Origin of the sequence: Pseudomonas mohnii, assembly GCF_900105115.1 — a bacterium.
Taxonomy (GTDB): domain Bacteria; phylum Pseudomonadota; class Gammaproteobacteria; order Pseudomonadales; family Pseudomonadaceae; genus Aquipseudomonas; species Aquipseudomonas mohnii.
Map to the genome: position 1 here is coordinate 6,340,429 of NZ_FNRV01000001.1, position 15,404 is coordinate 6,355,832.

Consider the following 15,404-nt stretch of genomic DNA (forward strand, 5'->3'; position numbering starts at 1 on the left):
ATCGTAGTCGAATCCCGATTATCCGCCGATTCCATTAAAAGGGAATTGGCGAGATCTGGAATTTCAAGTCCAGTTTCCAGTCCAGGCTGAGTGCCGTCGATTTATCGGGGGCCGGCCCGTCAGTGCCCGCCAATTGCCGGGCAGGTGGTACGCCTTGGCCAGCTCGGCCTTGCGCGCGCCCAAGAAAAAGGGGCCGGAACCGGCCCCTGAAAAGGTTTACTGCTGAACGACGGCTGACGCTGCCTTGGGTTTCATCAGGCTGAAGTCGATCAATGGCCGCTGTTGGCGCTCGTACGGATTGCCGATCAGCAAGGGCCGTGGCTTGAAGCTGTCGCTGACCAGGCTCTTGCTCCGATCCAGTTCATCGAAACTCAGACCGGCCAGGTCGGCCCAGGTGTGGATCAGTTGCGAGCTGCTGTAAGGGCGCCCCAGATCGCCGGCAAAACTCCAGTCATGGGTTTCGCGCCATTTCGGCGAGGCCCATGCCATGAACGGAATGGTGTACATCGGTGCTGTCGGCTTGTTTTCGTTGCGCCCCAGCGTGCCATGGCCAACGGAATCGAAAACGTCTTCACCATGATCGGAGAGGTACAGCAGGAAGCCGTTCGGATCAGATTTGGCGTAATCCTTGATCAGGCTCGACACCACGAAGTCGTTGTACAGCACCGCGTTGTCATAGCTGTTGTAGGTGGGCACCTGATCGTCGCGCACGCCCGACGGTACGCCGTTACGGTCCTTGAACTTGTCGAAGGACGCAGGATAACGGTACTGGTAGCTCATGTGCGTGCCCAGCAAGTGCACCACAATCAACTTGCGCGGCGCCGCGTCGGCCAGGGCCTTGTTGAATGGCTCGATCACGTCGCCGTCGTATTGGGCGGCATTCTGGTTGCGGTTGTTGTTCAGGTACACCTGCTCGTCGGCCTGCTCGGAGAAGGTCGTGAGCATGGTGTTGCGCTTGGTCATGGTCTGCTGGTTGGTGATCCAGAAGGTTTTGTAGCCCGCCTGTTTCATCATGCTGACCAGCGATGGTGTCGACAGGTACAAGTCAGGATGTTCTTCGTCGGCAAAGGTCAGCACCTGTTGTAGCGCCTCGATCGTGTACGGGCGCGGTGTGATGACGTTGTCGAAAACCGCCAGTTGATCCTTGAGCTTGTCCAGTTCCGGCGTGGTTTCCCGCGGATAGCCGTACAGGCTCATGCGCTGACGGTTGGTGGATTCGCCGATGACCAGTACCAGGGTCGCGGGCTGGTTGGCCATCGCGTCCTTGAGATTGTGCAGCGGCGGGATCGTGCTGGCGCTTTTGAGCATGTCCTGCATGCCGGCCAGGGTTTCCCGGTAACGGTGATAGGCCACGGCCATCTGCCACGGCACAGCAGGTTCGATGCGACTTTCGAATTTGTCGAATCCTTGCGCGAAACTGCCTGCCCGCACCGTCTGTTTCATCAGGGGATAACCGACCACTGCCACCAGGATGGCGGTCGCGGCCACCAATGCCTTGCCACGGGGCAGGTACACGGGGCGCAGGCGCGTCCAGAGGAAATAGGCAAACGCGGTATGCGCGAGGAACGCGAGCACCATCCACCAGGCGAAGTACTGGGTCATGTACTCGCCGGCTTCAGACACGTTCGACTCGAACATGATGAAGATGACGCTTTGGGAAAATTCCTGCTGATAGATGAAGAAGTAACCCAGGCTCGCCATGGAGCAGGCCCACAACACCACGCCGATCACCGCAGCCATGACGCGTGTTTTTTTCGGGAACAGCAGCATTGGCGCAAGCCAGAGGGCACTCATGAAAAACGCTTGGCGGAACCCGGAGAAGCCCGAGGTGCCCGTCAACTGGATCAGCAGTTGGGTGATGCCGGAGAAATACCAGAAGAACAGAAACATCCAGAGAAGGGCGGTCCAATCGAAACCTTTCGCAGCCACATCGCTGCGCTTAAACCTAAACATTCAACGCTCCAGCCAGAGTTCATCACCGTCAGTCAGAGGGGCGGGCGACAGACGGGAGGCGCACGCAAGAGGTGGCCACGACGTTTAAAGGGCGCAAAGTATTACCAAGCAAATGTGAAAAATTCGTGAGTTGCCATCAATGGCTAAGGGCTACCATGCATCGGAAGCAGTGCAGTGCTGCTTCCGATTCGAGCGAGGGCGTCAGGCGTGGGGGGCGCCCTGAATCACGGGCAAGGGCTGTTGACCCTGGAGCAGCAAGCGCAATTGCGCCAACTCGTGTTTCAACTGATCGCGTTCGTCTTTCAACTGGCGCAATTCATCGCGACGGACAGTGACATAAAGGGTTTGTGCTGGCAGTGCGGTGTGTACTGTGCCCATTGCTCACCTCGCAAATGGCGTGTCTCAACTGTAGATCCGCCCACATCAGCGTCTGATCTACTATCGGCGCCGATTTTGATTTCTTTCGCTCCAGAAGGGAACTTTTTTATTTTTTGCGGTCGTTGTGTCTTCGGCACGATTCCCGACGTTATCAATCTGGATCGGGCACAATGCCCGGAAACTTCATCCCGACGCTCTGGACTAAGCTTCATTAGTCGCGTTGGGCTATAACCTTTGACACACTTTTATTTGTAGTAGGGAGCATCAGCACATGCAACTCGGGATTATTGGACTGGGCCGCATGGGCGGGAATATTGCGCGGCGCCTGATGCTCAACGGGCACACCACCGTTGTGTACGACCGCAATACCGCCTTCGTCGACGCGTTGAGCGAAGAGGGCGCCACCGGGGTTGCCGATTTGCCAGCCCTGGTCGCTGGCCTGGCCAAACCACGAGCGGTCTGGGTCATGCTGCCGGCAGGCGCGCCGACCGAAGACACCATCGACACCCTGAGCAGCCTGCTCGAAGCCGGCGATACCATCATCGACGGCGGCAACACCTTCTATAAGGACGATATCCGTCGCGCGAAAACCCTCTCGGAAAAAGGCCTGCATTACATCGATGTCGGCACTTCCGGCGGCGTCTGGGGCCTGGAGCGCGGCTACTGCATGATGATCGGTGGCGATGCCGAGACCGTTGAGCGCCTCGATCCGCTGTTCCGAAGCCTGGCACCGGGCATGGGCGACATTCCGCGCACCAGAGACCGCCAATCCGATGATAACCGTGCCGAGCACGGCTACATCCATGCCGGTCCGGCGGGTGCCGGGCATTTCGTCAAGATGATTCACAACGGTATCGAGTACGGAATGATGCAGGCCTTCGCCGAAGGTTTCGACATTCTCAAGACCAAGGCCAGCACCAACCTGCCGGAAGACCAGCGTTTCGACTTGAACGTCGCCGACATTGCCGAAGTCTGGCGTCGTGGCAGCGTGGTGTCGTCCTGGCTGCTCGACCTGACCGCCGACGCTCTGGCCAGCGACCCGAAACTCGATGGCTACTCCGGCTCGGTAGCGGACAGCGGTGAAGGTCGCTGGACCATCGAAGCGGCCATGGAGCAAGCGGTACCGGTTCCAGTACTGTCGAATTCGCTGTTCTCGCGCTACCGTTCCCGTGGCCAGGGCACCTTTGGCGACAAAATTCTCTCGGCCCAGCGCTTCGGCTTTGGCGGTCATGTGGAGACACCTAAAAAATGACCCATGTGATCCGCAGAAAATCCAAGACGGAACCCGCGCCACCGACCACGCTGTTTCTGTTCGGCGCCCATGGCGACCTGGTCAAGCGCCTGCTGATGCCGGCGCTGTATAACCTCATGCGCGACGGGTTACTCGGGGATGGACTGCGGATCATCGGCGTTGACCACAACGCCATCAGCGATGAAGGCTTCGCGCAAAAACTCGAAGACTTCATTCGCAACGAGGCGGCCACCAAAGTCGGCAAGGGCGATCAGGCCCTTGACCCGCAGGTGTGGGCCAAACTCGCCAAGGGCATCAGCTACGTCCAGGGCGATTTCCTGGACGACAGCACTTATCAAGCGCTGGGGGCAAAAATCGCCGCCAGCGGCACCGGCAATGCGGTGTTCTACCTGGCCACCGCGCCACGTTTTTTCAGTGAGGTGGCGCGTCGTCTCGGCGCGTCCGGCTTGCTGGAGGAAAGCCCGGAATCCTTCAGGCGGGTGGTGATCGAAAAGCCTTTCGGTTCCGATCTGCAAACCGCCGAAGCCTTGAATGCATGCCTGCTCAAGGTCATGACGGAAAAGCAGATCTACCGGATCGATCACTATCTGGGCAAGGAAACCGTGCAGAACATTCTGGTCAGCCGGTTTTCCAACAGCCTGTTCGAAGCCTTTTGGAACAACCATTACATCGACCACGTGCAGATCACTGCCGCTGAAACCGTCGGCGTGGAAACCCGTGGCAGTTTTTATGAGCACACCGGCGCTCTGCGGGACATGGTGCCCAATCACCTGTTCCAGTTGCTGGCGATGGTGGCCATGGAGCCTCCGGCGGCCTTTGGCGCCGATGCGGTTCGTGGCGAGAAAGCCAAGGTGGTCGGCGCGATCCGCCCCTGGTCGGTCGAAGACGCGCGGATCAATTCGGTACGCGGTCAATACACCGCCGGCGAAATCGACGGCAAACCACTGCCGGGGTATCGCCAGGAAGATAAGGTCGCGCCGGACAGCAACACCGAAACCTATGTGGCCCTGAAGGTCATGATCGACAATTGGCGCTGGGTCGGCGTGCCGTTTTACCTGCGCACCGGCAAGCGCATGAGCGTGCGCGACACCGAAATCGTCATCTGCTTCAAGCCTGCGCCCTATGCGCAGTTCCGTGATACCGAGGTCGAAGAGCTTGCACCGACCTATCTGCGGATCCAGATTCAGCCCAATGAAGGCATGTGGTTCGATCTGCTGGCCAAGCGGCCTGGCCAGGCACTGAAGATGGAAAACATAGAACTGGGCTTCGCCTACAAGGATTTCTTTGAAATGCAGCCGTCCACCGGCTACGAAACCTTGATCTATGACTGCCTGACTGGCGATCAGACGCTGTTCCAGCGCGCCGACAATATCGAGAACGGCTGGCGGGCCGTACAACCGTTCCTTGACGCCTGGCAGCAGGATTCAGCGGTACAGAGCTATGCCGCGGGTGAAAACGGGCCGCAGGCCGCCGAAGAGTTGCTGGCTCGCGACGGTCGCGTCTGGCATGGTCTCGGATGAGTGAGGTAGCGCAACACCCCATCCGGTTCTTGCTCAGTGACATGGACGGCACGTTGCTGCTGCCCGATCACAGCCTCAGTCAGCGCACCATCGACGCGGTACGCGCGTTGCGTGAGGCCGGGGTGCTGTTCAGTCTCGCCACCGGCCGGCCCCCCAAAGCCATGTTGCAGGCGATTGAGGCCTTGGGCGTCGACTTGCCGACGGCGGCCTTCAATGGCGGCACGATCGTCAATCCGGATGGCAGTTTGCTGGTCGCGCATTACTTGCCTGCCACGGCGGCGCTGATCGCCCTGGCATTGTTTGCCGATCAGCCGGATATCGAGGTGTGGGTGTTCAGTGGTGGCGACTGGCTGGTGAAAGATCCAAGCGGCCCCATGGTGCCGCGAGAGCAGTACGGGTTGGGATACCCACCGGTGAGCGTCGATAGTTTCGAGCCGTTTCTTGCTCGCATCGACAAGATCGTCGCCGCCAGCAGCAACGCCGAGTTGCTGGTTGAGCTGGAGGCGCGGTTGTTACCGCTGGTGGAAGGGCAGGCTCAGGTTTCACGTTCGCAGCCGGTGTATCTGGACGTGACCGCGATGCGTGCCAACAAGGGTGACGCCCTCGCGACATTGGCCGGGTTTCTCGGTGTACCGCTGCAACAGACGGCGGCCATGGGCGATGGCGGTAATGATCCGGCCATGTTCCATCGCGCCGGTCTGTCGATCGCCATGGGGCAGGCCGAGGAAGAAGTCAGACGCCAGGCCGATGTGGTGACGGGCGCCAATACCGAGGACGGTGCGGCTCTGGCGATTGAGCGGTATATCCTCCCTCGATAACCACGCACACCCCATCGTGGGCGCCTGCTCGAGACGGCGGTATGTCCTTCAGCGTCAATATTGGCTGATGTCGCCGCTTCGCGAACAGGCTCGCTCCCACGTTATCGGGGCGCTGTTTACAGCCAGTAGCTCACCGCGTACCAACCCAGGACGCCCATCACCATGGTGTATGGCAAGGCCATCCACACCATCCGTCCATACGACAGGCGAACCAGCGGCGCAATCGCCGACGTCAGCAGAAACAGAAACGCAGCCTGACCATTGGGTGTCGCCACGCTCGGCAAGTTGGTGCCCGTGTTGATCGCGATGGCCAGGGTCTCGAAATGCTCACGGCTCATGTGCCCGGAAAGGAACGCCTGTTTCACTTCGGTGATGTAGATGGTCGCCACGAACACGTTGTCACTGATCGCCGAGAGCAACCCGTTAGCGATGAACAGCATGCCCGGTTGTTGATCGGCAGGCAGCGCCAGCACCCATTGGATCAATGGCGTGAACAGTTGTTGATCGTGAATCACTGCCACCACGGCGAAAAACACCACCAGTAGCGCGGTGAATGGCATCGCATCCTTAAACGCGTTACCGAGACGGTGTTCATCGGTGATGCCGGTGAACGCTGTGATCAGCACGATCACCATCAAACCGATCAAGCCCACTTCCGCCACATGAAAGGCCAGGCCGGCAATCAGGATCAGTGCGGCCGCGCCCTGTACGATGAGGGCTGCACGCTGTTGCGAGGTGCGTTCGGCATTGTCTTCGGCGGCGTAATTGGCCAGCACGGCGCGGACGTTGTCCGGCAGCAAGGTGCCGTAGCCGAACCAGCGCAATTTTTCCAGCAGGACGCAGGTGACCAGACCCGCGACCAGGACAGGGAGTGAAACCGGAGCGACTTTCAGGAAGAACTCGGAAAAATGCCAACCCATTTCATGGCCGATCAGCAGGTTCTGCGGTTCACCCACCAGCGTGCACACGCCACCCAGCGCCGTACCGACGGCACCGTGCATCAACAGGCTGCGCAGAAACGCACGAAACTGGTCGAGATCGCCATGATGAAGGGAAGGCAGGTGCCGATCATCGCCGTACTCGCCATCCTGGCGGGGATCGGTGCCCGAGGCCACCCGGTGGTACACCGAGTAAAAACCGACGGCAGCACTGATGATGACGGCTGTCACGGTCAGGGCGTCGAGAAAGGCCGACAGGAACGCCGACAAAAAGCAAAACATCAACGACAGCAGCGCCTTGGAGCGGACCCCAAGCAGCAACCGCGAGAACAGGAACAACAGCAGGTCTTTCATGAAGTAGATGCCGGCCACCATGAACATCAGCAGCAGGATCACCGGAAAGTTGTGAACCAGCTCGTCATAGAGCGCCTGTGGCGTGGTCATTTTCAGCAACAACGCTTCGACGAGCAGCAAGCCGCCAGGCATGAGTGGATAACACTTGAGCGCCATGGCCAGGGTGAATATGAATTCCAGCACCAGCAACCAGCCGGCTGCCACCGGACCTGCTGTCCACAGCACCAGGGCATTGAGAATCAGGAAACCGACAATACAAACCTTGTACCAGCGGGGTGAGTTGCCCAGAAAATTACGCGCGAACGCCTGGGCCATCGAGCCGGACATTGGCTGCTCCTTGTATTAAGAAGCGCGCAACTTGCCGTAAGCGGAAGGGAAGATCAAGTGTAGGAAAAATCCAGTGGGCTAAGCCAGGTAACGGGCGACGATCGCCCGATAGTGGCCGTCCAGGGAATAACCGCCCACGACAATGTTTCCATCACGCTGCACGGCCACCGAGGTGGCGGTGTCCAGGCTGCGACCGAGACGGGTGCGAACCCAACCGTTGCCATCGCCAAAGTCTGGATCGAGCTGGCCGTCAGGCGAGTATCGACCCAGCAGAAAGTCGGCCTCGACGCCACCAATGGTTGCGCCGGCTACCACCACACTGCCGTCCGGTTGCGCCTGTGCGGCGGTCCATTGGCAACCGTTATTGGCGATTTCCAGCAATTGCGGCTGCCCGCCGTTGCAGTGACTGTCCGGGCGGCCATTGATGTGGACTTTCAAGGCCAAGCAGCGCATCGGCTCACGACTGCTGCCGAAACACTGCACGTCGCCATTGTCTTGCTGGACGATCCGGTTGACCTGAGCGCTATGCCCCCGCGCCTCGAAACTCATGAAACCGTCCACGGCAAAATGGGTGTCGAGACTGCCGTCCGCGCGATAACGGGCCAGCAATCCTTCTCCGGGGAGGTTGATCGACCCGCCCACAAGGATTCGCCCGTCACACTGAATCTTCAGGCTGCTGAGCCACGTGTTCATCAGCAAGTGCCTGACGATCACGAACCCGCGGCCATTGAATGTGCTGTCCAGCGATCCGTCGGGGTTCAGCCGAATGAGCAGGCCGGCATGATCGGCCCGTTCGAAGTGATGGTTGGCCATCAGCAGGATCCGACCGTCCGCTTGAACGTCCACATCGCAGGCTTCGGCGCCCGGTACACCGGGTGGAAGCCAGGCATCACGCATACCATGGGAGAGATTGCCTGGCAGACGCACGATGCAGCGACCATTGTCACCGAAGTCCTGAACGGGACAGCCCTGTGGGTCAAACAATGCCAGTGCGGGGAGGGTGAAGTGCGTATTTTCGTAGTGCAGGCCGACGACCAGAATGCGCTCATCGGGGAGCACGCGAACCCTGGTAGCCATGGCTTCGAAACCTTGTTGGAACTGTCCGATGACACTGCCTTGATTGCCAAAGGCGAGATCCGCCGAGCCATCCTCCAGCAGGCGAGCCAGACCGAAGCGACTGCCGCCCGGGGTGCCTACCTTGGCCGCCACCAACAGGCGGTCCTGGGAATCTATTGCGACGTCATGGGCGATGCTTGAAAGACTGCCGGCGAAATAGACCTGGGATTTGCCTTGGGTGGCGAATGCAGGATCCAGTTGCCCTGCATGACTGAGTGTTGAGGGCGAAGCCACAACGGACTGGCTTGACATGCACGCATCTCCTTGCGAGTCGTCCTGATCCGGGAATTGGGTGGCGACTGTATAAGGAGAATATTCAAAACCTGAATGGTTGAATGCACAACTGTCACAACTAACAGGTGGAGGGTCGCTGTGTGCCAGAACAGTGTCTTTTCGAACCAGTGGCAAGCCTGCAATGTTTAAAGGCACACGGGAAGTTCGAATAAAGGCATGTCATAAGTTCAGCTGGCAATGATCAGCCAACCTGTTAACGACGGGGGAAGGGCGCGGATTACCCCGGAGTAATCCGCAAAAAAATATCAATGCGGCATCGACCACGACTGGAGCGTGTAACCTTCGTGGCTCAACTCGGCACGAGCCTGTTCGAGCAGGCGTTCAAGTTGTGCCGGGTCGGTGTAGGCGCTGCTCGGGATCAGCTTGCGGCCTATACTGTTTTTGGTGCGATCGATAACGGTCAGGCTGAGTTCACCGTTGCCGTCCTGTGGCGCCCAGGCCACGCACTGGAAAGGCTGGAATGCGCGGTCGGCAATCAGAAGAGCTTCGTTGATACGGAGCGGGGCGTTCATTGGATGTTCCCTCGGTATGCCCAATCAAGTGATAGGCCGACGGTTGGGCTGACCCTTCGGCTGGTTACTTGTACTGATGCCCGCAAGGGTGGTTCGGGTCACATGCAATCAAAAGAAATTTCAACTTTCTTTCATATACCCGGTTGGCCCGATTCATTTTGAACGCTGAATGAAAACCTGGGCTCGTCAGGTATTTTTATCGAAGTCTCTTCTTATAACTAATACCAGGACCGCTCTATAGTCAAACGATACAAGGCCCTGTCAAATTCTTGCTAATGTTACAGTCAGGTTTGCCAAATGACTGTTTTTAATAATTTTTCCTGACTTTGGCGCCAAGGAACAGTCATGAGCGATGCGCCTGCCTTAAGACGTTTACTTGTGGTGGATCCGTGCGACGACTGCCATCAGCTGTTGCCCGGATTACGCTCCGTGGGTTGGGACGTTGACAGCTGCACGCTGGAAAACGCCACCGACCGAACGTGTGACGTTGGCTTGTTGCGTTTGCAGCCTTGGCATCTCGAGCACCCGGACGCCGTCAAAGAGGTGATCAGCCGCAGCGGCACCGAGTGGATCGCCGTGCTCAACCAGGAAGTGCTTCGACTGCAGAATGTCGGGGATTTCGTCTGCGAGTGGTTTTTCGATTTCCATACCTTGCCCTTTGATGTCTCCAGAGTCCAGGTGACGCTGGGCAGGGCTTTCGGCATGGCCCGTCTTCGCGGCCAGGGCACGGTGCATATCGATCAGCCCGAGCACGAGTTGCTCGGTGACAGCAAGCCAATACGCGAGTTGCGCAAGCTCCTGAGCAAACTGGCGCCTACGGAGTCTCCAGTGTTGATTCGCGGCGAAAGCGGGACAGGTAAAGAGTTGGTCGCCCGCACGCTGCATCGGCAATCGTTGCGCCACAACAAACCCTTTGTCGCGATCAATTGTGGCGCGATTCCCGAGCACCTGATCCAGTCCGAACTGTTCGGTCACGAGAAGGGGGCCTTTACTGGCGCCCATCAACGCAAGGTCGGGCGAATAGAAGCGGCTAATGGCGGTACGCTGTTCCTCGACGAAATCGGTGACCTGCCTCTTGAACTGCAGGCGAACCTGTTGCGCTTCCTCCAGGAGAAGCACATCGAGCGGGTGGGTGGCAGTCAGCCGATTCCCGTGGATGTGCGGGTGTTGGCCGCGACCCACGTCGATCTTGAGGCTGCGATCGAGAAGAAGCGCTTTCGCGAAGATCTGTATTATCGCCTGAACGTCTTGCAGGTCTCGACCGCGCCCCTGCGTGAGCGCAATGGCGATTTGTCGATGTTGGCCAACCACTTTTCCCATTTCTACAGTCATGAAACCGGCCGCCGTCCGCGCAGCTTCAGTGAGGATGCGTTGATAGCCATGGGCAAGCATGACTGGCCGGGCAATGTTCGCGAACTGGCCAACCGGGTACGGCGCGGGTTGGTTCTGGCCGAAGGCCGGCAGATCGAAGCGCGAGATTTGGGGCTGATCAGCCATCAAACTGTTTCCGCGCCGATGGGCACGCTGGAAGACTACAAACACCGGGCAGAACGTCAGGCGTTGTGTGATGTGCTTAACCGTCATAGCGATAACTTGAGCATCGCCGCCAAGGTATTAGGGATATCCAGGCCGACCTTCTACCGTTTGCTGCACAAGCATCAGATACGTTGAGTAGCGGGGTGTATGGCTGCAGGTCAATGCTCCAATAGCGCGTAGGACCCACGAAAAAGCCCGCTGAAACAGCGGGCTTTTTGTTGTCGCAGCATTAGAAGTAGTAAGGGAATTTCAGGCTGAAGGAAAAGTCGGGCGCGTCATCGGTCATCCCGATGGACAGTTGCGGGACGATCGTCAGGTTATTGCTTGCTGCCAGGGTCATGCCGATGTTGAAGTTGGCCGAGTTGTAATCGCTGTTGGTGATGGATTGCCACTCACCCCCGTCCGGCTTGATCTTGCTCTTGCGGGCGAACTGATCGGTGAACGAGAACGACATACTCATCTTCTCGTTCAAGGCGAATGCGATGCCGGCACCGATCTGCCAGGAATCGCCGAGTTTCACGTCTCCTGGCACCTTGGAGTTGACTTGGGGACTTATGTCGCTGAACGAGTCTTCCATGTTGTAGGTATACGCCAGGCTGCCGAACAGCACGGCAGGGTCGAAGGTCTTGACCAGCGAGATGCCCGGGGTGATCGACCAGACCCCGTTGCCGGTCGGCAAGCTTTCGGGTACCGCCAGGTTATTGTTGTTCGGGTCCTCGATCAGCTTGATGCCGTAAGGGTCTTCACCCGTTGGTGCTTTGATGCGCAGTGTGGCGACCGCGTCGGGATAGTTCTCCGACTCATCGAGAAACTTGTAGGCAACGCCAACGTTGATATCGCCGATGGTCGGGTCGCGGGTGACGGATGCATCCGACGTCACCGGGCCTGCGCCACCGGCGCCACCGGAGGAATACGTCGATTCGCGATAAACCACGGGAACGTTGATGTCGAACTGCCAGCGTTGAGCCACGTTGTAACGCGCGGTCAGGTCCAGGGTCCAGTTATCCGCCTTGATGCGGTCGATGTTGATGTTGCCGAGAAAAATCGAGTCCAGTGCCAGGAAGCCGTTGAGCGTTAACGCGCGGGTATCGTAGTGCGTGTAGGTCAGGCCGGTTTCGACGCTGAACTTGCCGCCTCCGAAGAAGCCGCTGGCTTCGTCATACAGGTTGGAAACGCTTTGCGCAGGCTCCGAGTCATCCTTGAGCGACTGACCGTATGAACTGCCCGTGGCTCCCGACCCAGAGGTGGCCACTGTCTGGCCACCCTTGATCTTTTCCGCGGGGGATTTGGTCAGGCGCTTGGGCGCCGGTGTTGCCGGGGTTTCTTCGACCTGGCGAACGCGCTGCTCGAGTACCATCAGCGCGTTCTGTTGTGCTTCGTAACGTTGTTTCAGCTCCATGAGTTCTTGTTTTAGTGCTTCGACCTGGGGGTCCGGTGCTGCGTACAGCAATGAAGCCGGGGCCAGGCTACTCAAACAAACGATAGCCCTGAACGTTAAAGATCGATGCATGGGTGAGCCGTCCCTTCTGACACGTCTGGTGACACTGAGCGTAGATCAGAATCCGCTGGTGCGTAGCCCTCTGAGCTGGTCCAGATTGCCGCTCAGAGAGCCGGCTGTCGGAACGGTGTCACGCAGCACGACATTGAGCGATGTGATGTTGCGGACCTGGTTGCCGGCGCCGAGCAGCGTCGTGTTCTGCAGCAGCCCGCCCTGGGCCAGGCGTTGTACCGTACTGCCCTGGTTGTTGTTGGCCAGAATGTTGAGTTGTATGCCACTACCGGTCGAGGAAACGCTCATCGAACCCGCACCGTTGGCGCCGGTTAATGTCGAGCCAGCGGCCAATGCCTGGCCCTGCTGTTGTGTGGCTGGTGCCTGATTGGCCTTGGTCACGTTGATATCAACGTTGTTGTAGGCCGTGTTGTAGTCACCGGCAGCACGCACGACTTGTGTGACTCCTCCGGTGCTGTTGAGGCCGTTGCCGCCAGTGACGGTGCCGGTGCCTTGTGATTGCGACGTTCCAGTGCCTTTTTCATCGATCTTCGACACGTAGAACTGTGGCTGGATGGTGGATTGTTGAATCTGCATCGAGGACGTTGCCCCGATCACTTCACCGTTGGCATTTTGCCAGGTGCTGGTCATGGCGATGCCGAAGCTGATGATGCGTCCGGGCATGACAAAGCGGCCGCGCAGGCTCGCCAATTCCTGGTCATTCAGTTCGATGGGTTTGAAAGTCTCTGCATGGGTTGGCAGGCTGGCGGCGAGGCAAGCCACCGCCAGCCAGATTGGAGTCTTCATTGGATACTCCCGGAGCTTCGTGCTCCCTTGTTATTAGAAAAAGTCGCTTTGGATGAATCCGAAATCCATCAACTCGGCGTCTTGCACCGGGTTGAAGGTGTTGATGCGATTCTTGGCGCTCAGTGGCAACGGCGGGTCGAGCAACACATTGGTTTTGTCGTAGCCCTGACCGATGACGGCAAAGATGATGCCGTTCCAGCCTTTGACAAAGTCGTCGACTTTGTAGCGTTTATGACCGAGTACCGGATCTCCGATATAGACCCAGCCCTCATGGACCCTTTGCATGACTACAAAATGTTTGTAGCCACGGATATCCATGAGTACCACCACCGGGATTTTGATTTCACTCAAGGTTTCCGGCGCCACCCGGTAGCCACGGGCGCGCATGCCGATGCTTTCCACGTAGTGCTTCATGTCGAGCATGGAGAAGCCCTGAACGCGGACAAGATCCTGGTCGGAGTGTGCCAGCATGCCTTCGATGATCTGGTCTTCTGTGACGTCCAGCCAATAGGCTTGGCGCAAAATGGTCGCCAGCGCTGCTGCGCCGCAACTGAAGTCGGTTTTCTGTTGCACCAGGTCGGCAAATTTACGCTCGCGGATGCTCTGGATCGGCTTGAATACCACCGCACCGCCCGGCAGGACGGACAGCGGCATTTGTGCAGCCTCGATCACACTGGTCACGCAAAGCAAAAATGCCAAGGCGATAATGCGCATGGGGGGATGCCCTCTGGTCATATTGAAAAAAGGCCCCCGTAAGGGGGCCTCCAGAGACAGCATTAGAACGACTGGTTGGAGATGGCCAGCGAGTTGCTTTGTTGGTTGCCCACACCAGCAGCCACGTTGACACCCAGGTTGCCGCTGCCGCCATTCACCGAACCACTCAGGGTTGCGGTGTTGGTCACAGGGTTTGCCCAGCCGGTTGGAGTCAGCACTTGATAGGAGTAGGTGTTGCTCAAATCAAATGAACTGCTTTCGCTGTAGCTCTTCGTTACGTCTTTAGAAGACGCAGACGATTTCTCGCCTGATTTGTCGTACGAGGAGTCATACGATTTTGTGAACGAGGAGTCGTGCGATTTTGTGTAGGAAGAGTCGGACGAGTTGCTGTTCGACGTATTGAGAGAACCACTGGCCGATGCATCAAGCGATGCGGTCAGCGATGCATCAGCAGACCTGCTGCGGGTGTGATCGGCGCCACCATTGTTCCAGGTGACCGATCTGTTAGCAGTTGCCGACGCGTCCAGGTTAGCGTTCAGAGAAGCATCGAAAGAAGCGCTGCTGGAAGCATTGGAATTCGCGCTTCTGGATCCGCTGGCATCAAAGCTTTTCGATCCGCTTGCATCGAAGCTGTTGGAACCGCTCGCGGCCCAGTTGCTGGAAGCGCTCTTGTCTACGCTCAAGTTGGAGTTTTTGTTGTAATTGGAACTGCCGCTAGACGTTTTGGTAAACGTCAGTGTATCCAGGCGGGTAGTCCGATCGGCACCGTTGTTCACAGTCAGGCCAGGACTGCTTTGATCGGCCGAGGCAGTGGCCATCGCGCTGCCGAGCGGTGCATTGGAGTTGGCAATTGCCATGGTGTTTTTCTGTTGGTTCAGGTCGCCACCAGCAATGTTGATCCCCATATTGCCGCTGCCACCATTCCCCGAGCCGCTCATCACCGCAGACGATGTGGTGGAGTAGTTGTCGACCCGATTGTTATTGCCGTATTGCGTGACTTTAGAGTTGGCATTGGCAGTGCCGAACACGAAGCTGTTATCCAGACTGGAGGTGGAGCTGGCGTTTGCGATGGCGGCCGCGTTGTCTTGTTGGTTGCCGCTGCCTGCCGCCACGTTGACGCCGACATTGCCGCTGGCGCCAGAGCCGGAACTGCTCATCTCGGCTGAGTTTTGAGTCCCTTCGTTATAGATGCGGTTACCGGTACTGGTCTGGCTATCGGTCGCATTGGCAGTTGCATTAACAGGGATTACGGTTGGTGGAGGAGTGTGATTGCCGTTTTGGTGGTCATTACGGCGATCGTTAGCTTGTACAGCAACAGCCATGACCGCAGCAATTGCGAAAACCAGAGGCTTTAATGCCATCGAAGGTTTCATGGTGATTCTCCGTACTTATTTTA

13 protein-coding genes are annotated in these 15,404 nt (G+C 58.1%); 4 read left to right on the forward strand and 9 right to left on the reverse strand.

What is annotated here, in order from left to right; translation table 11 throughout:
- Window positions 1-216 precede the first annotated feature (216 nt).
- Window positions 217-1,953 carry a phosphoethanolamine transferase CptA gene (locus tag BLV61_RS29515; RefSeq protein ID WP_090469449.1) on the reverse strand — a complete coding sequence of 579 codons (1,737 nt, stop codon included), beginning with the start codon at window positions 1,951-1,953 and terminating at the stop codon, window positions 217-219.
- Window positions 1,954-2,154: 201 nt separating this feature from the next.
- A complete protein-coding gene (locus tag BLV61_RS31385; RefSeq protein WP_167361822.1) occupies window positions 2,155-2,331 on the reverse strand; it encodes a DUF6026 family protein in 177 nt (58 codons plus the stop codon).
- A gap of 271 nt (window positions 2,332-2,602) precedes the next feature.
- Here BLV61_RS31385 and gnd point away from each other — a divergent pair, with 271 nt between their 5' ends.
- From gnd to BLV61_RS29530, 3 genes are read left to right on the forward strand one after another with little or no spacing between them, the layout of a single operon-like run.
- Window positions 2,603-3,583 (forward strand): phosphogluconate dehydrogenase (NAD(+)-dependent, decarboxylating), encoded by a 981-nt coding sequence (gnd, locus tag BLV61_RS29520; protein WP_090469452.1) that lies wholly within the window; start codon window positions 2,603-2,605, stop codon window positions 3,581-3,583.
- A complete protein-coding gene (gene zwf, locus BLV61_RS29525; RefSeq protein WP_090469454.1) occupies window positions 3,580-5,103 on the forward strand; it encodes a glucose-6-phosphate dehydrogenase in 1,524 nt (507 codons plus the stop codon). Before gnd ends, zwf begins: the two co-directional genes overlap by 4 nt.
- A complete protein-coding gene (locus tag BLV61_RS29530) occupies window positions 5,100-5,921 on the forward strand; it encodes an HAD family hydrolase (protein ID WP_090469457.1) in 822 nt (273 codons plus the stop codon). Before zwf ends, BLV61_RS29530 begins: the two co-directional genes overlap by 4 nt.
- 116 nt (window positions 5,922-6,037) lie before the next feature.
- Here BLV61_RS29530 and nhaB read toward each other — a convergent pair whose 3' ends face one another.
- The 3 genes from nhaB to BLV61_RS29545 form a co-directional block, all read right to left on the reverse strand.
- Entirely contained in the window at window positions 6,038-7,540 is a 1,503-nt protein-coding gene (nhaB, locus tag BLV61_RS29535; RefSeq protein WP_047528542.1) for a sodium/proton antiporter NhaB, read from the reverse strand.
- A 78-nt stretch (window positions 7,541-7,618) separates the two neighbouring features.
- Window positions 7,619-8,908, reverse strand: coding sequence for an NHL repeat-containing protein (locus BLV61_RS29540; RefSeq protein WP_090469459.1), 1,290 nt, complete (start codon window positions 8,906-8,908; stop codon window positions 7,619-7,621).
- A 287-nt stretch (window positions 8,909-9,195) separates the two neighbouring features.
- A complete protein-coding gene (locus tag BLV61_RS29545) occupies window positions 9,196-9,462 on the reverse strand; it encodes a hypothetical protein (RefSeq protein WP_047528546.1) in 267 nt (88 codons plus the stop codon).
- 345 nt (window positions 9,463-9,807) lie between these two features.
- Here BLV61_RS29545 and BLV61_RS29550 point away from each other — a divergent pair, with 345 nt between their 5' ends.
- Window positions 9,808-11,133: a sigma-54 dependent transcriptional regulator gene (locus BLV61_RS29550; protein ID WP_047528548.1), complete on the forward strand. Its 1,326-nt coding sequence runs from the start codon at window positions 9,808-9,810 to the stop codon at window positions 11,131-11,133.
- Between the two features lie 94 nt (window positions 11,134-11,227).
- Here BLV61_RS29550 and BLV61_RS29555 read toward each other — a convergent pair whose 3' ends face one another.
- The 4 genes from BLV61_RS29555 to BLV61_RS29570 form a co-directional block, all read right to left on the reverse strand.
- On the reverse strand, window positions 11,228-12,508 hold the full coding sequence (locus tag BLV61_RS29555; RefSeq protein WP_047528551.1) for a coiled-coil domain-containing protein: 1,281 nt from the start codon (window positions 12,506-12,508) through the stop codon (window positions 11,228-11,230).
- 45 nt (window positions 12,509-12,553) lie between these two features.
- Complete coding sequence (locus tag BLV61_RS29560) at window positions 12,554-13,294, reverse strand: hypothetical protein (protein ID WP_047528552.1); 741 nt, start codon at window positions 13,292-13,294, stop codon at window positions 12,554-12,556.
- Window positions 13,295-13,327: 33 nt separating this feature from the next.
- Window positions 13,328-14,008 (reverse strand): C39 family peptidase, encoded by a 681-nt coding sequence (locus BLV61_RS29565; RefSeq protein WP_047528553.1) that lies wholly within the window; start codon window positions 14,006-14,008, stop codon window positions 13,328-13,330.
- 62 nt (window positions 14,009-14,070) lie between these two features.
- Window positions 14,071-15,381, reverse strand: coding sequence for a hypothetical protein (locus BLV61_RS29570; protein WP_047528554.1), 1,311 nt, complete (start codon window positions 15,379-15,381; stop codon window positions 14,071-14,073).
- Window positions 15,382-15,404 lie beyond the last annotated feature (23 nt).